Raw genomic sequence first — 17,525 nt, 5'->3', positions numbered from 1 at the left:
GTGACGAAGCGTTGCTTTGATTGTACGTTCACGACGTGGCGCAGATTCTAACCCTTTTCAGGAAACGACTGATCAGCAGCATGATTGTGCTGCTGATTGTTATTGTTGGCTGTTTTTTGATGTTGGAAACAGCACCGGGCGATGCTGTTGATGCTTATGCCGTAAGCTTCGGCGGTGATGCGAGCGCCATTGCTGAAATGCGCGCTCGCTGGGGGCTGGACCAATCCGTTTGGCACAGGTTGACTGCCTATCTTGCCGCACTTTTGCAGGGCAATCTTGGTTGGTCGGTCAGTTTCAACCGCCCCATTCTCGATGTTATTCTTGAGCGCCTTCCCAATACGCTTTTGCTGATGGGTGCTGCGACGGCACTGTCATTCGCGGTTGGGTCGGCGCTGGGGATTGTTGCAGGCGCAAGACCGGGAAGCTTTCGCGATCGTTTCCTGTCGGTTGCCTCACTTATTCTCTATGCCATTCCCGGTTTCTGGTTGGCGCTTGTGCTTGTCATCCTGTTCTCAATCCGGCTGCGCTGGTTGCCTTCAAACGGTATTGAGACCATTGCTTCGGGCAAAGAGGGGCTGGCGCGCGGGCTCGATATAGCTCGCCACCTCGTGCTGCCAGTTGTATCGCTAGGGCTGATTTATCTCGCCCTTTATCTGCGTGTGATGCGTGCTTCCATGGCTGATATCTGGCGGATGGATTTTGTCCGTGCATTAAAAGCACGAGGCATATCACGCCCGCGCATTGTGCTGCGTCATGTGGCACGTAACGCTCTCTCACCGCTTGTCACCATGCTTGGGCTGCAAGCTGCTTCCATGCTGGGCGGCAGTGTGGTGATTGAAAGCGTCTTTGCAGTTCCCGGCCTTGGAAGGCTCGCACAGGAGGCGGTTGCGAGCCGCGATACGCTTTTGCTGCTGGGTGTTATTTTAACCAGCGCCATTATGGTGATCGTGGTCAATTTCGTCGTCGATCTTCTTTATCTCTGGCTTGATCCGCGCATAACTGCGGGAAAGGCCCTGCGATGAGTGGGATGAGACGTTACTTCGGATCGGGCGAGGGCATTGCAGGTGCGATTATTCTGCTCGCGCTGATGGCATCAGCTCTTCTCGCACCGCTACTCTTTCCAGGCGATCCGCTGCGTATTGTTGCAACGCCGATGCTTGCGCCGTTCGACAATGCATCCTTTCCGCTCGGAACAGACCGGCTCGGTCGTGATGTGCTGGCCGAGCTTTTCCATGCAAGCCGCACATCGCTGGTCGTGGGGCTGGCGGCAGCCGCTGCATCTATTTTGATTGGCAGCATTGTCGGTACACTGTCAGGTTTCGCCGGTGGTCTGGTCGATGAACTGCTGATGCGCATCACAGAAGCTTTTCAGACTGTGCCGGGCTTTTTGCTGGCGCTGGCGCTGGTTAGTATCGCGGGGCCTTCGTTGCCGGTGCTGGTGGCTGCAATTGCGCTTTCAAGCTGGACGCAGGCTGCACGTCTGACGCGCGGGCAGGTGCTGTCAATCCGTGAGCGCGATTACGTGGCGTCAGCCCGCGTTATCGGTATGCACCCGCTTGAAATTGCGTTCCGGCAAATCCTGCCCAATGCCTTGCCGCCGGTTTTGGCTCTTGTGCCGGTAATTGTCGCCTCCGCAATTCTGATTGAAGCAGCACTGTCATTTCTGGGACTAGGTGATCCCAATCGCGTGACATGGGGCGGCATGATTGCCGAAGGCCGCACGGTTTTACGCTCTGCACCGTGGTTGTCCATTCTGCCCGGGTTTGCGCTGGCTTTGACTGTCGTCGGCGTCTATCTCGCAGGCGAAGGCATCACACAGGCTGCATCGCGGCGCGAGGTGCAGGCATGAGCTTGGTCGCCCATATTGAAAATCTCAGCGTGCGCTATGGCAGCGATACAGCTCTCAACAATCTTGATCTCGATATAGGGGCCGGTGAAACGCTTGCCATTATCGGTGAAAGCGGTTCTGGAAAAAGTACATTGGCGTTGGCTCTTGCTGGCCTGCTGCCAGCCAATGCCCGCGTTTCAGGCGCGATTGAGTGGCCGAATGGAAAACCAAAGCCGGGCTACGATGTGGGCTTTGTGTTTCAGGATCCGGCTTCAAGTTTTGACCCCTTGATGCGTGTTGGTGCGCAACTCGTCGAGACAATCCGTGCCCACGAAAACATTGATCGTCATGCGGCAAAAGATAAGGCGCTCAAGCTGTTAGCGCGTGTTCAGATAGCCGAGCCGGAACAGAGTTTTTCGCGCTATCCGCATCAGTTTTCCGGTGGGCAGAAACAGCGTATCGCCATTGCACTTGCCATCGCAGCAAACCCCGTTCTGTTGATTGCTGACGAGCCAACCAGTGCGCTAGATACCATTGTGCAACGCGAAATCGTGGCACTGCTGCGCGCCTTGGTTCAGGCTGATGGCATGACGCTAATCTTCATCACACATGATATTGCGCTGGCTTCCAATCTGGCGGATCGTATTGTCGTTTTTCGTCATGGTGAACTGGTGGAGAGCGGCCCTGCGCGTGCGATCATAGCAAATCCAAAGAGCGACTATACAAAAGCGCTGATTTCAGCCGTTCCCGTGCTGGAACCTCAACATGGATAGAGTTTTGTTGCAGGCGACTGATCTGACCGTGCGCTATGGCGAGAAGCTTGCGCTGGATCATGTAAATCTTGAGATTGCAGCAGGTGAAACGCTGGCGCTGGTCGGGCCTTCCGGCAGCGGTAAATCTACACTGGCACGCGCACTTCTAAGGCTGCATGTACTTCAATCGGGTTCGATTCAGTTCGAGAATGAGAACTGGCTTGCGCTCAAAGGCAGCGCGTTGAGAAAGCGCCGCGCTCGGATGCAGATGGTGTTTCAAGACCCGCTTTCGGCATTCAATCCACGCGCAACCGTGCATGATCTGCTCAGCGAACCCCTGCGCATTCATGGTATAAAGCGCGATATTTCTGAGCTTCTGCAAAAGGTTGGCCTTGATCCCGCGTTTTGCAAACGCGGGGTGCATGAGATTTCCGGTGGCCAGCGTCAGCGGGTGGCAATGGCACGGGCCTTTGCAACAAGCCCATCGCTCATCGTTCTGGATGAAGCGGTGTCGGCGCTCGATGTGACGGTGCGTGGCTCAATTCTGAAATTATTGCAGGAAATACAAAAGGCCGAAGGCACGGCCTATCTCTTCATCACGCATGATCTGGCGGTTGCTGCACAAATGGCCGATCGGATTGCTGTGATGGAGCGCGGGCGAATTGTTGAATGTCGCCCCGCGGGAGAGTTGATTGCGGCACCGCAAGCACCTGTTACAAAGGCGCTGATTGAAGCGGTGCCGAAAATATTGACTTAGGCTTTACCCAGCTCAACCGAACGCTTGCGTGCCGCATCAACGGCTTCGCTAACCAAATTCTTGAGACGATCTTCGCCCATCAGAACTTCGAGTGCTGCTGCAGTTGTGCCGTTCGGGCTTGTAACCTGTTCCCGCAGCTTGGTTGGGCTGTCACTGCTGGCCGCTGCCAGCGCTCCTGCGCCCATGACAGTCTGCATAGCAAGGAGCGCTGCCGTTTCACGCGGCAGTCCAGCGGTTACGCCAGCATCGGTGAGCGCTTCGATAAAGTGGAACACATAAGCAGGACCAGAACCGGAAATCGCCGTCACAGCATCCATCTGCGCTTCGTCAGTAATGCTTGCGACTTTGCCGGATGTCTTGAGCAAGCTTTTTACGAAAGCGGCATCGTCGTCACTCACATTGGCATTTTTGTAGGTAACAAGCATTCCCTTGCCAATGGCAGCAGGCGTATTTGGCATGCAGCGCATAATCTTTGCATCGCTACCCAAATTCTGCTCAAAAAACGAAACTGGAATACCTGCAGCGACGCTGACAAAGGTCGCATTCGGTGCAAAGCGCTTATAGACAGGCAACACATCGCCCATAACCTGTGGTTTGACGGCAATCAACACCATGCGTGGGTTAAGGTCATCGGGCAGTGAATCCGCACTTGAACAGGCATTGACGCCAGCAAGCGCTGCCCGTGTTTGCAGCGCTTCAGATGGCTCAACCACATGCACATTCTCGGCTTGTAATATGCCGCTGTCGAGCCAACCCTTGAGCATGGCGAAGCCCATATTGCCGCAACCGACGAGAATGACTGTATCTTGCATGAGAATGTTCCGCCTTTATTGGATTAGTGCGTGTACCGAAAACTTTAAAACGCCTTTCGGAGAAGATACGCTTTGAAACAATTATTTAGAGCGCTGACCTGAATCAATCAGCTCGAAACACGCTCTAATGCCATTTCGGTATAGCCGCCATAGGCTCTGTTTCGCAAGTTTGATTAGCAAAATCTATTGGATCGCAATCAACCAGATTTTATAATTTTCGTAGTTTATTGATTACTTACATTTATGCGCCAAGATGCTTTTAATAAAGTATCAGGAGGGAAACAATGGACCCGTTGCTAACAACCGGCGTGCCGCCCGCGGAAGCTTTCACGCATGTCCGCATCATCATCGGGATCATACTTGGCCTTAGCGTTTCACGCCTTTTGACTGGGCTCGCGCGCTTTATTCAGCATCCCGGAAAACAGAATATCTATCCGGTGCATATTGCATGGGTGGCTTTTATTCTATTGTCGGTTATCCATTTCTGGTGGTTTGAATTTAACCTCCGCACGATCCATCTTTGGACCTTTGAAATCTATTTCTTCGTACTTTTCTATGCAGGGCTTTATTTCCTTCTCTGCACTTTGCTGTTTCCTGACAGCATGGGAGAATATACCGGCTATCGTGACTATTTCATCTCGCGGCGAAAATGGTTCTTCGGTATCTTGGCTCTCCTCTATGTAGCTGATGTTGTTGATACTTTGCTTAAGGGTATGGACCATTATTATCTCTACGGCTTCGAATATCCCGTTCGTATCGCATTGTTGATTGCGGCCAGCCTTGTGGCAATATTCACGGAAAACCGGCGTTATCACGCGGTGTTCGTGTCAGTCGCGCTGCTCTATGAAATAGCCTTCACACTCCGACATTTTGCGACTTTATCCTGAAACTCGCCGCTTAGAGATTGTCATCTTCAGTGATGACGCTTATTGGCATGTTTTTAGAACAAAGACGGTGTATCCCAAGGCATCGTCTGTTTAGATCGGAGCATTCAATATGGCCCAATTGATCGATGGCAAGAAGCTCGCCGAGGACATGGTTTCCACGGTGAAGCGTGAGACAGAAAAGCTCGTGGCTGCGACCGGCGTTGTCCCCGGCATCGCGGTGGTTATTGTCGGTGAAGACCCAGCCAGTCAGGTCTATGTTGCCTCTAAAGGAAAGAAAGCCAAAGAATGCGGTTTCGTTTCTGTTCAGCACGATTTGGCAGAAGATGCATCCGAGCAGGAACTTCTCGATTTGATCGATAGCCTCAACAACGATCCGGCAATTCACGGCATTCTGGTACAGCTGCCGCTCCCCAAGCATATCGATTCAGGTCGTGTGATCCAGACGATCTCGCCGGAAAAAGACGTCGACGGCTTTCATTTCATCAATGTGGGCAAGCTTGGCACCGGCGAGGTTGATACGGCTTTCGTTCCCTGTACGCCAGCTGGTGCGATGATTATGATCGAGCGCGTTCATGGTCGTGATCTGTCCGGCCTTAATGCTGTTGTGATTGGTCGTTCCAATATCGTTGGTAAGCCGATGTTCAATCTTCTGCTCGCGGCCAATGCAACAGTTACTGTCGCGCATAGTCGTACGAAAGACCTGCCAGCGATTGCCCGCACAGCTGATATTCTGGTTGCGGCTGTTGGTCGTCCGCAGATGGTCAAGGCTGATTGGGTTAAGCCGGGTGCGACAGTGATCGACGTCGGTATCAATCGCATTCCTGCGCCTGAAAAGGGCGAAGGCAAGACGCGTCTGGTTGGCGATGTCGACTTTGCGGACGCGGAAAAAGTGGCTGGTGCCATTACGCCGGTTCCGGGTGGTGTGGGCCCGATGACCATTGCAATGCTGATGGCGAACACTTTAACGGCCGCTTGTCGCAGTGTTGACTTCGAAAAGCCGGTATTTTGACACAATTTAAAGGCGTTTTTCGCGCCTTTTTGTGCATTTTTTGATAGTTTGAGAGGCAAAACGGTACAAAACCGCTTTGCCTTATTTTTAACACATCGTATTTCAGAAGACTGAAGCACCTTCATCAGCGCGTCCCGCGATGTTGCGGAAAGCGCGGAAAAGCTCGCGGCCCATGCCGTGTTCATTGGCTGAAAGATCGGGGTGCTGCTCGATGCGTTCATCAAGAAGCGCATCGCTGATCAGCACGTCGAGAGTTCCGTTCACGGCATCAAGACGTACAATATCGCCAGTGTGAATTTTCCCAATTGCGCCACCGTCGAGTGCTTCCGGCGTCACATGGATGGCAGACGGAACTTTGCCAGATGCGCCGGAAAGCCGACCATCGGTGACAAGTGCCACACGCTGTCCACGATCCTGCAAAATACCAAGCACTGTCATGAGCTTATGCAGTTCAGGCATGCCATTGGCTTTCGGCCCCTGATAACGAACCACTGCGATAAAATCGCCGTTCAAATCGCCAGCCTTGAAGGCTGCCTGCAATTCGGCCTGATCGTTAAAGACTTTGGCGGGAGCTTCAATGACATGACGATCCGGCTTCACGGCAGAAACCTTGATGATTGCATTGCCTATATTGCCGGTCAAAACCTTGATGCCGCCGCTTGGCTGGAAGGGCGAGCCGATCTTCGCCAGAACCTTATCGTCTCCGCTCTTTTCAGGAACCGGCTCGCGAATAACCGAGCCATTTTGCCCGAGCTTTGGCTCAATCGCATAAGGGCGCAGGCCTTCACCCCAAACGGTGCGAACATCTTCGTGCAAAATGCCACCATCGAGCAATTCGCGGATCAAAAAGCCCATGCCGCCCGCAGCATGGAAATGGTTCACATCGGCAAGACCGTTTGGATAAACGCGCGCCAGCAAAGGCACAACGTCTGATATCTCCGAAATGTCTTGCCACGTCAGTTTGATACCGGCGGCGGCTGCCATTGCAATCAGATGGATCGTGTGGTTGGTCGAGCCGCCGGTGGCGTTTAAGCCGACGATACCATTGACGAAAGACCGCTCGTCGAGCATTTCGCCTACAGGCGTGTATTCATTGCCGCAAGCGGTAATCGCCAGCGCGCGTTTGGCGGCTTCGCGGGTGAGGGCATCACGCAAAGGTGTGCCGGGATTAATGAAGGAGGAGCCCGGAATGTGCAGACCCATGATCTCCATCAGCATCTGATTGGAGTTGGCCGTGCCATAGAAAGTGCAGGTGCCGGGGCCGTGATAGGATTTTGACTCGGATTCGAGCAATTCCGCGCGGCCGACTTTGCCTTCTGCATAAAGCTGACGGGTCTTTGCCTTCTCGTCATTCGGTAGACCGCTCGTCATTGGCCCTGCCGGAATGAAGACCGCTGGCAAGTGTCCGAAGGTGAGGGCACCGACGATCAGCCCCGGTACGATTTTGTCACAAACGCCAAGATAAACCGCTGCATCGAACATATCATGCGACAGGCCGACAGCGGTTGCCATGGCAATGACTTCGCGCGAGAACAGGGAGAGTTCCATCCCCGCAAAACCTTGAGTGACGCCATCGCACATTGCAGGCACACCGCCCGCAACCTGTGCGACGCCACCCGCTTCGCGCGCTGCTGCGCGGATTAGTTCGGGATAGGTTTCAAACGGCTGATGCGCCGAAAGCATATCATTGTAAGCGGTGATGATACCTAAGTTTGGCACGACATCGGCGGTAAGGGCCGACTTGTCATTGGGGCCGCAGGCTGCAAAACCATGTGCGAGATTGGCGCATCCAAGGATCGAGCGATGCGGCTTACGGGAAGCCGCTTCTCGCACGCGTCCGATGTAGGCTTCGCGGGTCGGCTTCGAGCGCTCAACGATACGTTCGGTGATGGCCTTTATTCGGGTATGCGCAGTTTGCGTCGTCATGGGTATCACCTGTGAGATAATGTCAGGCTTGCCTGTGGCTAATTATAAAACCCACAGTCCCAAACGCAAACTGCTGCGTTGGATGGGACTGTTAGCTCGTCCAGTAGAGTTGTATCGGCTTACGCGCGTGACGGAACACGGCGCGAACCGGCATTTCTTTTTCGTCGTCGCTGGAGAGTGCTTTCTCAAGCGTTGCCTGCTTGGCAGCGCCCTCAATATGCAGAACCAGCATGTCTGCTTCCACCAGCAAGGGCAGAGTCAGTGTCAGACGCTTTTCGCCTGCGCCCTCTGCATGGATGGGCAGAACCACCGCTTTGGTCTTGGGGTCGATTGCCTGATCTAGACGATCAGCATTTGGGAAGAATGAAGCCGTATGGCCATCATTGCCCATGCCAAGCACAACTACGTCGAACGGTCGATGCAGGGCATCAATCCGGCTTGCAGCAGCGAGAGCTGCCGTTTCTACAGTTGCAGCCGGATTATAAAGGCCCACAAATTTTGCAACGCCTGCATGGTCGCGCAAAAGATGATCGCGCACCAGCTTCTCATTAGAACGCTCATTGGTAGGCGCCACAAAGCGTTCATCGACGAGCGTGATAGTCACGAGCGTCCAGTCAATCATCTTCCGCGACAGGATATCGAACAGCTTGAGCGGCGTAGTCCCACCGGAAACAGCAATCGTTGCGTGTCCCCGCTCAGCAATAGCGCTCGAGAGCTTGTCCGCAATTGCTTCAGAAAGCGACTGCGCCAGTTCTGTTCCGCTTGTAAAATCATGCCGTTCGATGCTCATGCCGTACCTTTCAACTCAGTCCAGAGCGAGCACTTTATAGAGTTATGCGTGCTCGCTCTTATTTTGTGGCACAAAGACTGATCCGGGAAAGTCTGTCAACGTTCCCGGCATGTGCTTTATCAGCTTTCGTGCCAGGTCCGACCGTCACGCTCGATCAGAGCGATGGAGGACGACGGACCCCATGTGCCCGAGGTGTAGCCCTGAACCTGCTGGTTGTTGACATCCCACCCCTTGAGGATTGGATCAACCCAGCGCCATGCTGCTTCTACTTCGTCGCGACGCATGAACAGCGTCTGATTGCCGCGCACGACGTCCATGATCAGACGTTCATAAGCATCCGGGTTACGTTCGTTAAACGACTCGGCGAAGCTCATGTCGAGTGGGACGTGACGCAGACGCATACCGCCCGGACCCGGATCCTTGATCATTAGCCACTGCTTCACACCTTCGTCAGGCTGCAAGCGAATGACGAGCTGGTTGGCGACGACCTTGCCAGCATTTTCGCCGAAGATCGAATGCGGGATCGGCTTGAAGGTCACGACGATTTCGGAAACGCGCGATGCAAGGCGCTTGCCTGTACGCATATAGAATGGAACACCAGCCCAGCGCCAGTTGTCGATTTCGGCCTTTAGGGCAACGAAAGTTTCCGTATTGCTGTCGTCGCTGCCGAGATCTTCAAGGTAGCCCTTAACCGGGCCATCTGCAGATGCACCCGCGCGATACTGACCGCGAACCGTGACGTCTTCCACATTGGCCGTGGTGATCGGCTTCAATGAACGCAGCACCTTGACCTTTTCGTCATGGACGGCATCGGCTTCGAGCGACGAAGGCGGCTCCATGGCGACGAGGCAGAGAAGCTGCAGAATATGGTTCTGCACCATATCGCGCAGTGCGCCAGCGGTGTTGTAATAGCCCGCACGACCTTCAAGGCCGACCGATTCCGCGACCGTAATCTGCACATGGTCGATATGTGCAGAGTTCCACAGTGGCTCATAAAGCGCATTGGCAAAGCGCAAGGCCATCAGATTCTGAACCGTTTCCTTGCCGAGATAATGGTCGATACGGAAAATCTGGTCTTCGCGGAAAACACTGCCGATGGTGTCGTTCAGCGCGTTGGCAGATTCAAGATCACGGCCAATTGGCTTTTCTACAATGATACGCGTGTCGCGCGTGATAAGACCGTGCGACTTGAGGCGGTTTGCGATATCACCAAACAGCGTCGGGCTTACGGCGAGATAGAATGCGCGAATCTTTTCAGGCTTCTTGCCGATGGCATCTTTCAAAGCGGCCCAGCCGTCTTCTGACTTTGCATCGACTGCAACATAGGTGAGGCGAGCAATGAAAGTCTCGACTTCCTTCGCGTCAATTTCGGCAGGCTTTACGTGTTCGTTGATCGCATCGCGGGCAAATTTGCGATATTCTTCATCGGTCATCGCACTGCGCGATGCGCCGATAATGCGCGTTGGCTCACTGAGCTGACCCGCACGCTGACGCTGATACAGCGCAGGAATCAGTTTGCGTTCGGCAAGATCGCCGGAGCCACCAAAGACGATGCAATCGAAGGGCTCTACCGGTATTATCTGGCTGGTCATATATCGCTCTCTTCCAATTCTGGCGCAAATCACTCTGCTCATAGCAGATTGCGATTTTCGCGCATCCTCTGTCTATAATCTAATCGATTTAAATTCAACTCTCCAATGGTAAATTCCCATAAATGTTATCAATTGCGGATGGCATAGCATTTCAATTAACTGCAAATGCACAGATGACATGCTCAACATAGAGCCTTATTTAGGCATGAACACAGCTAAGCTGAACGAAGTTTTACTGATTTGACGCGCGGATTATATCTCTCATCCGCAAAAGGAGAATGACATGAAGAGGCTGCAAGACAAGGTTGCGATTATCACAGGCGCTGGATCAGGTTTCGGCTCCGCTATAGCGCGCCGCTTTGCAGCAGAGGGTGCGAAAGTCGTGTTGGCTGATGTGAATGTGAAGCGTCTTGAAGACGAGTTGGCTGATATTGGCGAAAATGCTTTGTCCGTGCAGGCTGATGTGTCACGCAAGGACGATATGGAGCGGCTGGCGCGCGCTGCTTTCGACAAGTTCGGTCGTATCGACATCATGGTCAACAATGCCGGTTTCACGCATCGCAACATGCCTTTGACGGACGTGGATGAGCATAATTTCGATCTCATCAATGCGGTCAACATGAAGGCTATTTATTATTCAACTCTGCTGGTTGCGCCGATCATGGAGCATCAGGGCAGTGGCGTGATCATCAATACGGCATCAGCCATGGCGAACCGTCCACGCAAGGGACTCACATGGTTTGCAGCCTCTAAGGGCTGGGTTGTGAGTGCCACCAAGGCCATGGCGCTGGAGCTGGCTGACAAAAATATCCGCGTCAATTGTATCTGCCCCGCTGAAAGCGACAGCGAGGCATTGGGATTGTTCTTGGCGGAAGACACCCCAAAGGCGCGTGAAGGTCTGAAAGCCACCATTCCGCTTGGCCGTTTCTCCAAACCGGAAGATGTGGCGGAAGCCGCGCTTTTCCTTGCTTCCGACGCGTCTTCAATGGTGACTGGAACCGCGCTCAGTGTTGATGGCGGGTATTCGATTTAGTGCTGGCTTTGGGTGGCGCGTTTCAGCGTCACCCAATTATACAAAGCACCAGCTGCAATGAGTATACTGGTTCCTATAAAGACTGATGGCATACCCATACGTCCACCGACAAAGCCACCTGCAACCGGACCAGCAACCTGACCGACATATTGCGCAGAAACAGAAAGCCCAAGCACGCTGCCTGCAACGCGGTCAGGAACATTGTGCCGGATGACGCTGCTGATGCAGGGCAGCAAGCCGCCGAGTGCCAAGCCCATCAGGAAGCGCAGGCCGATCAACTGCCACGCCTCTGTGACGAAGGCTTGCGGGATCAGTAGAAGCGCTGCGATTGCCAAAGCACCAGTAATAACGCGGGTATGGCCGATGCGGTCTGCCAATCTTCCGAGACGCGAGGCGGACAGGATGCTGCCCAGTGCCGCCGCAGCCATAACTACTCCCGAGATTATCGTCACCTTGGCCTGATCATCGACCAATTGCATAACATAAACGGTGATGATCGGCTCTATCGACATATTGGCGAACATCAGCAACATACCGGTCGCAAGCATCGCAATGACGGGTCTGCGGTCGGGAACTGCTGCCCAAATAGACTGCTCCTTTTGTTCTTTGTTTCGCTTTGGTCGTTTGCGATCTTCGCGGATCAGAAATGTCGTTGCAAGGAAGGTCAGGAAGATCACGCTGCCCGCCAGCCAGAAGGTCGCGCGGATACCAATGAGCGGTGGAAGCGCGCCACCCAGTAGAGGGCCAGCCAGATTGCCTGCCATGATGCCGGCAGAAAGTGCGCCGAGCGCCCAGCCCGTCTTGTTCTTTGGCGTCTGGGTTGCAACCAGAATCATTGAGCCCGATGAGTAGCCACCAGCAATGCCGACGAACAGACGGAGTGCCACCAGCTGCCAGATATCTGTCACCATGCCCATCAGCGACATCGCAATCGCCATGCCAAGGCTGGCGCGGATCAGCATCAGCTTACGGCCATAAAGGTCACCGAGCTTGCCCCAGAAAGGAGCGACAATTGCGGCTGCGAGAAAGGTTGCACCATAAGCGATACCGGACCATTGCACGATAGCAGCTTCGCTGGCGACGCCGAGCTGGGCCACATAAAGTGGAAGGAACGGCAGCAGCAGCGACATGGCAACAAGCGTGGTGAACGAACCGATCAGGCAGATGAAAAGATTCTGCTTCCAGTAGCGCTCGTGGGTTTCGTCTGCTTCGGTCGTGGCCTTGCCGCCGCTTGTGGCGTGCTGGGTGCTCATGCTGTGTTCCGTGTTAATATGCGTGATTGCATTGTATTCCATTTTGGGATACCAAAACGGAATACACACATGCGCCTGTCCCGAGCGCTTGTCAATCAGTCACGCGCGAGAATTATTGAGGGTCCTATGTCACAGATGCGTCAAGTCGAAGAGCAGCTTCGCGATATGATCCTTGGGCTTGAGCTGGGGCCGGGCGAGCGGCTGACCGAACGAGCGATTGAAGCGCAGTTTAATGCTTCGCGTACGCCGATCCGGGCAGCGCTCTTGCGTCTTGAGGCGGAAGGGCTTGTCGGGCGGGAAGGGCGCGGCTGGACCGTGTCACCGATCAATCTCGCGGAGATTGAACAGATCGGTGTCTATCGCGAGGCGTTGGAAATTGCCGCTTTGAAAGTCACCTGCGCACTTGAAGATCGCATTGGTGTCGAGACAATCGCTGAAATGCTCAACAGTTGCGATGCCACAAGCACGCGCGAGGAATGGCATCGTGTGGGCATGGATTTTCACATCGAACTCGCACGACTTTCCGGCAATGAATTTTTGAGCCGTGGTGTTCGCGATGCTATGCAGCGACTATCGCGGGCGCGTTGGCTTGAAGTGCGTGATGCGGATGCGCTGGCGCGTGCCTGGCAGCAACATCACGCAATTCTGGATGCAGTGCGGGACGGTGATGCGTCGCAAGCGACGGCTTTAATGACAGCGCATCTCGGAGGAAGCCGGTCGCGCCTGATCGATAATTTGCGCGAGGACCGGCGCGGTTTGAAAGCGCGTGGTTTTGCGGTGGTTAGTGGCTAAAAGCATTTCCAGCAAAAGTGCGCAGCGGTTTTGCTTAAGATAATGCGTAAAAACAAACCACTTTCACCATTCGGGCAGCTTGTGTCCGGCACGGTCAAACCGGGATGGTCGACCCTCTTTCATACCCACATCACGTAGCAAATATTCTGGCGAATGTTCGCTGATGACGTAAGGATTTTGCTTCCGCTTGAACAAACCTGCAATCCATGCACGCAGGCCGGAAGACGCTTTTTTTGCAGGGCAAGCGGCAGCAATCGCTGACGAGTTGATCTCAACATCACGCATGGTCGGTCTCGATTTTTCTAAGTTTAAGGCCGAGTGGGAAACTCGGCTCTCGATTAAATTCTGCCTATGCTTATGTCGGAAAAACGCGTTGTTTTCCAATTGAACGTCAATTATAATGCATAAGGAGAACTTATGTTTTATGTCAAAAGCCCTGCCGCCGCTCTCAGCAATTCGTGTTTTTGAATCTGCTTCCCGCCATGCGAGTTTTACGCGTGCGGCAGAAGAGCTTGGCATGACGCAGGCGGCCGTTAGCTATCAGATAAAATTGCTCGAAGAACGTGTTGGCGCGCCGCTGTTTCTACGCAAGCCGCGTCAGGTGGAATTGACCGAGTTGGGCAAGCGTCTTGCCCCTGCTATCAATGATGCTTTTGAAGCTATGCGGGCCGCCTTTGCATCTGCACGCGAAGATACGCAAGGCGTGTTGACGATCAGCGCTGTGGTGACGTTTGCAGCCAACTGGCTTGTGCAGCGGTTGGGATCATTTCAGATGCAGCATCCGGCGCTGGCCGTGCGGCTGGATACATCGAATGACATAATCGATTTCGCGACGTCAAATGTCGATCTAGCCATACGCAGCGGTCGAGGGGAATGGCCCGGTATGATCTCGCACGAGCTTATCAAAGCGCAGTTCTCGCCGATGCTCAGTCCTAAGCTGATAGAGGCGGTCGGAGGTATTAAAGAACCTGCTGACCTATTGCGTCTTCGCGCTGTCGATCCCACCGATCCATGGTGGAAAATCTGGTACAAGGCTGCTGGAATTGAAGACCCGAAAATACAAGGCAATGCATTTAGCCGTTATGGCGCGCAGCATCTTGAAGGACGCGCAGCCGCTGCCGGGCAGGGCGTTGGCATCCTGACACCTGCCTTTCATGCGGCTGAATTGGCATCAGGACAATTGATCCAACCCTTTGACCTTCTTTGTGATGATGGACAGGCCTATTGGCTGGTTTATCCTAAAGCACGCAAGAATATGCCCAAAATCCGTGCGTTTCGCGAATGGATTTTGGACGAGCTGGCGTCGTCAAATTAGCCCATCAGATAGCGGAAAAAGCCAGCTGAGCAGATACCGATGATGACCGTTGGCAGCATTGAAAAGCGAGTGGCCGCCAGAATAGTGACCGCGAGCGCTGCGAGATCAGCCGGTTTGTCGGATACGAAATCAGGCGCAATAACCGAAATCAGCACGCAGCCGGGTGCTGCCTCCATAACGGCTGTGGCGCGCTTGCTGAGCGTACGGTTGCGCAACAGAATATAGCCACCGATGCGCGTGAGATAGGTAACGCTGGCCATCGCAAGAATGGCAAGAACGGCTATTGGATCAATCATTATCGTCACCTGCGAGAACATAAGCTGCAATCAGGCCGGATACTGCACCAGCTGCGACATACCACGCGCCGGGAATAGTCAGGTAGGTTGTTGCTGCCACAACAAGGCTGACGAGCCATGGGCGGGCTGGGGCAACACCTTTCCACATGCCTGCAAGCAGCACGAGGAAGACAGCTGGAAACGCCATGTCAAAGCCATAGGGACGCAAATCTCCCATCATCGGGCCAAAGGCAGCGCCGAGCGTGGTGAAAAATACCCATGCGATGTAAAACGGGACCGCAACGCCAGCATAAAATTTCAGGCTGAGAGCTGGATTGATACCTTTAGCCTTGCGGCGTCTGGCGTCGGCAATGCCGATAGCCCAGCTTTCATCGCACATCAGAAACAGCGTTGCGAAAGCCTTGCGCTTAGGCAGATGGCGGATGAACGGAGCAAGCGCTGCCCCCATCAGCAGATGACGGCTGTTGACCAGAAAGGTAATCGCGGCAATCAGCAGAATATGCGGTGGAGACGTCCAGAGCTGGATCGCTGCGAATTCCGAGCCGCCCGCAAAGTTGAGGCCGGTCATCATTGGAACTTCAGCGACACTCAAACCTTTCTGTGTAGCAAGCGCACCGAGAACCACCGCATAAGGAATGATGCCGAGCAGAACTGGAAATCCAGCCACTGCACCCCGGCGAAATTCGGAGTTGCGAGCAGTCTTGCTTTTCTGCGGTGCGTAGTCTTGCGAAATATCCATATAAATTCCGTTGGCGGGCCTCTAGGCTGCCCCTCATGCATTGCGTGATCTGCCTGATCGATGGGCAATGTAGCCAATCTTTCACGCAATCGGGTTGCAAAGATCGCTCTTTTGCATCAATATTTGGCACAAAATGCCAATAATATTTGCAAAAATGGAACTGAGAGCCAATGAAGCTGGATGATATCGATAGACGGATTCTTCGCGTGCTTCAGCGCAATGGCCGTATTGCGAACAATGATTTAGCGCGCGAGGTAGGGCTGTCGCCTTCGCCCTGTTTGCGTCGCGTGCGACTTTTAGAAGAGGCGGGGGTGATTGATCGCTATGTTGCGGTGCTTAATCCAGCCAAGATCGGCAAAGGGCTGACCTTCTTTGTGCGCATTCGTCTCGACCAGCAGGATGAGGAAACGCTGCAAACCTTCGCCAAGGCAATTCTTAAACTACCGCAGGTGGTAGAGTGCTATTTCATGCTGGGGGATTTTGATGCGATGATCCGCGTCGTGGCGGCAGATATTGAAGATTATCGCCGGTTCCAGTCCGAGCATTTGAGCCGCATCAAAGGCGTTCAAAGCTTGAAAACCGACGTTCCGAGCCAGACTGTGAAACAGGTTTCTGAAATACCCGTATGAATCAAACGGCCCGGAAAAACCGGGCCATTTTTAGTTCGTTATGCTGCGAGCGTCGCACTGTCGATGACGAAACGGTACTTCACATCGCTCTTCAGCATACGTTCATAGGCATTTTCGATATCCTGAATAGCAATCATTTCGATGTCGGAAACGATGCCTTTTTCAGCGCAGAAATCGAGCATTTCCTGCGTTTCGGCAATGCCGCCAATCAGCGAACCGGCAATCGAACGGCGCTTGAAGATAAGCGCAGCCACGTTTGGCGACGGATGCGCATGTTCAGGCACGCCAACCAGTGTCAGGGTGCCATCACGCTTCAGAAGCTGTGTGAAGGCATCGAGATTATGGCTGGCTGCAACGGTGTTGAGGATGAAGTCGAAGCTGTTTGCATGCGCTTTCATCTCTTCTTCGTTGCGCGATACGATCACTTCGTCCGCACCGAGTGCTTTGGCATCTTCACGCTTGCTCTCGGATGTTGTGAAAGCCACCGTATGAGCACCAAGCGCATGGGCAAGCTTGATACCCATATGGCCAAGGCCACCAATGCCGACGATGCCGACCTTCATGCCCGGACCAACGCGCCAGTGACGCAGTGGTGACCATGTGGTGATGCCTGCGCATAGCAGCGGTGCAACCGCTGCAAGCTGTTCCTTCGGGTGGCTGATCTTCAGAACGAATTTGTCTTTCACAACGATCTGCTGCGAATAGCCACCGAGTGTATGGCCCGGTGCATCGGACGTGGGCGAATTGTAGGTGCCGGTGAAGCCGTGTTCGCAGTATTGTTCCAGCCCGTCATCGCAGGCATAGCAATGCTGGCAGCTATCGACCATGCATCCGACGCCGACGGTATCGCCAACCTTGAACTTACTGACATTCGCGCCTACGGCGGTCACGTGGCCGACGATTTCGTGGCCAGGAACGCAAGGATAGACTGTTCCTGCCCATTCCGAACGTACCTGATGCAGGTCAGAATGGCAGACGCCGCAATAAGCGATTGCGATCTGCACATCGTCTGCACCCGGCGCGCGGCGGGTAATGTCGATCGCTTCAAGTGGCTTGTCACCGGCATAAGCACCATAGGCTTTTACGACCATGAGGTTGCTCCTTGTTGTGTTTGG

General features: G+C 53.9%; 19 protein-coding genes. 10 read left to right on the top strand and 9 right to left on the bottom strand.

Annotated features, from left to right (window positions below):
• Positions 1-20: 20 nt before the first annotated feature.
• From U2P60_RS06075 to U2P60_RS06060, 4 genes are read left to right on the top strand one after another with little or no spacing between them, the layout of a single operon-like run.
• On the top strand, positions 21-1,022 hold the full coding sequence (locus tag U2P60_RS06075) for an ABC transporter permease (protein ID WP_413571804.1): 1,002 nt from the start codon (positions 21-23) through the stop codon (positions 1,020-1,022).
• Positions 1,019-1,849, top strand: coding sequence for an ABC transporter permease (locus U2P60_RS06070; protein ID WP_413571803.1), 831 nt, complete (start codon positions 1,019-1,021; stop codon positions 1,847-1,849). Before U2P60_RS06075 ends, U2P60_RS06070 begins: the two co-directional genes overlap by 4 nt.
• Positions 1,846-2,601 carry an ATP-binding cassette domain-containing protein gene (locus U2P60_RS06065; protein WP_413571801.1) on the top strand — a complete coding sequence of 252 codons (756 nt, stop codon included), beginning with the start codon at positions 1,846-1,848 and terminating at the stop codon, positions 2,599-2,601. The genes U2P60_RS06070 and U2P60_RS06065 overlap by 4 nt, the downstream gene beginning before the upstream one ends.
• On the top strand, positions 2,594-3,337 hold the full coding sequence (locus U2P60_RS06060; RefSeq protein WP_413571800.1) for an ABC transporter ATP-binding protein: 744 nt from the start codon (positions 2,594-2,596) through the stop codon (positions 3,335-3,337). The genes U2P60_RS06065 and U2P60_RS06060 overlap by 8 nt, the downstream gene beginning before the upstream one ends.
• Here the strand turns inward: U2P60_RS06060 and proC are convergent.
• Positions 3,334-4,149: a pyrroline-5-carboxylate reductase gene (gene proC / locus U2P60_RS06055; RefSeq protein ID WP_413571799.1), complete on the bottom strand. Its 816-nt coding sequence runs from the start codon at positions 4,147-4,149 to the stop codon at positions 3,334-3,336. The two genes, U2P60_RS06060 and proC, sit on opposite strands and share 4 nt — an antisense overlap.
• Positions 4,150-4,433: 284 nt before the next feature.
• On the opposite strand from proC, the gene U2P60_RS06050 reads away from it, so the two are divergent.
• Together U2P60_RS06050 and folD are read left to right on the top strand one after the other, a co-directional pair.
• Positions 4,434-5,036: a hypothetical protein gene (locus U2P60_RS06050; RefSeq protein WP_413571798.1), complete on the top strand. Its 603-nt coding sequence runs from the start codon at positions 4,434-4,436 to the stop codon at positions 5,034-5,036.
• A 109-nt stretch (positions 5,037-5,145) separates the two neighbouring features.
• A complete protein-coding gene (folD, locus tag U2P60_RS06045; protein WP_413571796.1) occupies positions 5,146-6,045 on the top strand; it encodes a bifunctional methylenetetrahydrofolate dehydrogenase/methenyltetrahydrofolate cyclohydrolase FolD in 900 nt (299 codons plus the stop codon).
• Positions 6,046-6,147: 102 nt separating this feature from the next.
• Here folD and edd read toward each other — a convergent pair whose 3' ends face one another.
• From edd to zwf, 3 genes are all read right to left on the bottom strand, one after another.
• Positions 6,148-7,971, bottom strand: coding sequence for a phosphogluconate dehydratase (gene edd / locus U2P60_RS06040; protein ID WP_413571794.1), 1,824 nt, complete (start codon positions 7,969-7,971; stop codon positions 6,148-6,150).
• A 91-nt stretch (positions 7,972-8,062) separates the two neighbouring features.
• Complete coding sequence (gene pgl, locus U2P60_RS06035) at positions 8,063-8,761, bottom strand: 6-phosphogluconolactonase (RefSeq protein WP_313829747.1); 699 nt, start codon at positions 8,759-8,761, stop codon at positions 8,063-8,065.
• A gap of 119 nt (positions 8,762-8,880) precedes the next feature.
• Entirely contained in the window at positions 8,881-10,353 is a 1,473-nt protein-coding gene (gene zwf / locus U2P60_RS06030; RefSeq protein ID WP_413571793.1) for a glucose-6-phosphate dehydrogenase, read from the bottom strand.
• 283 nt (positions 10,354-10,636) lie between these two features.
• Here zwf and U2P60_RS06025 point away from each other — a divergent pair, with 283 nt between their 5' ends.
• The gene (locus tag U2P60_RS06025) at positions 10,637-11,386 is read left to right on the top strand and encodes a glucose 1-dehydrogenase (protein ID WP_413571792.1); all 750 of its coding nucleotides are present in this window, start codon (positions 10,637-10,639) and stop codon (positions 11,384-11,386) included.
• Here the strand turns inward: U2P60_RS06025 and U2P60_RS06020 are convergent.
• Positions 11,383-12,639: a multidrug efflux MFS transporter gene (locus U2P60_RS06020; RefSeq protein ID WP_413571791.1), complete on the bottom strand. Its 1,257-nt coding sequence runs from the start codon at positions 12,637-12,639 to the stop codon at positions 11,383-11,385. The two genes, U2P60_RS06025 and U2P60_RS06020, sit on opposite strands and share 4 nt — an antisense overlap.
• 126 nt (positions 12,640-12,765) lie before the next feature.
• Between U2P60_RS06020 and U2P60_RS06015 the strand changes: the two genes are divergently transcribed.
• A complete protein-coding gene (locus U2P60_RS06015) occupies positions 12,766-13,431 on the top strand; it encodes a GntR family transcriptional regulator (RefSeq protein WP_413572006.1) in 666 nt (221 codons plus the stop codon).
• Positions 13,432-13,494: 63 nt separating this feature from the next.
• Here the strand turns inward: U2P60_RS06015 and U2P60_RS06010 are convergent, their stop codons facing one another.
• Positions 13,495-13,716 carry a hypothetical protein gene (locus U2P60_RS06010; protein ID WP_313829742.1) on the bottom strand — a complete coding sequence of 74 codons (222 nt, stop codon included), beginning with the start codon at positions 13,714-13,716 and terminating at the stop codon, positions 13,495-13,497.
• Positions 13,717-13,855: 139 nt separating this feature from the next.
• On the opposite strand from U2P60_RS06010, the gene gcvA reads away from it, so the two are divergent.
• Positions 13,856-14,746: a transcriptional regulator GcvA gene (gcvA, locus tag U2P60_RS06005; RefSeq protein ID WP_413571789.1), complete on the top strand. Its 891-nt coding sequence runs from the start codon at positions 13,856-13,858 to the stop codon at positions 14,744-14,746.
• On the opposite strand, the gene U2P60_RS06000 is transcribed toward gcvA, so the two are convergent.
• A complete protein-coding gene (locus U2P60_RS06000; protein ID WP_313829740.1) occupies positions 14,743-15,042 on the bottom strand; it encodes an AzlD family protein in 300 nt (99 codons plus the stop codon). The two genes, gcvA and U2P60_RS06000, sit on opposite strands and share 4 nt — an antisense overlap.
• Complete coding sequence (locus U2P60_RS05995; protein ID WP_413571788.1) at positions 15,035-15,781, bottom strand: AzlC family ABC transporter permease; 747 nt, start codon at positions 15,779-15,781, stop codon at positions 15,035-15,037. The genes U2P60_RS06000 and U2P60_RS05995 overlap by 8 nt, the downstream gene beginning before the upstream one ends.
• A 170-nt stretch (positions 15,782-15,951) precedes the next feature.
• On the opposite strand from U2P60_RS05995, the gene U2P60_RS05990 reads away from it, so the two are divergent.
• Positions 15,952-16,410, top strand: a complete 459-nt coding sequence (locus U2P60_RS05990; RefSeq protein WP_094508151.1) for an Lrp/AsnC family transcriptional regulator — start codon at positions 15,952-15,954, stop codon at positions 16,408-16,410.
• A 38-nt stretch (positions 16,411-16,448) separates the two neighbouring features.
• Here U2P60_RS05990 and U2P60_RS05985 read toward each other — a convergent pair whose 3' ends face one another.
• The gene (locus tag U2P60_RS05985; RefSeq protein ID WP_413571786.1) at positions 16,449-17,501 is read right to left on the bottom strand and encodes an NAD(P)-dependent alcohol dehydrogenase; all 1,053 of its coding nucleotides are present in this window, start codon (positions 17,499-17,501) and stop codon (positions 16,449-16,451) included.
• Positions 17,502-17,525 lie beyond the last annotated feature (24 nt).

Origin of the sequence: Brucella sp. H1_1004, from assembly GCF_047308065.1 — a bacterium.
GTDB classification, from domain to species: domain Bacteria; phylum Pseudomonadota; class Alphaproteobacteria; order Rhizobiales; family Rhizobiaceae; genus Brucella; species Brucella pseudogrignonensis_B.
Note: the sequence above shows the minus strand (reverse complement) of the source record. Positions and strands in the feature narration are given on the sequence as shown.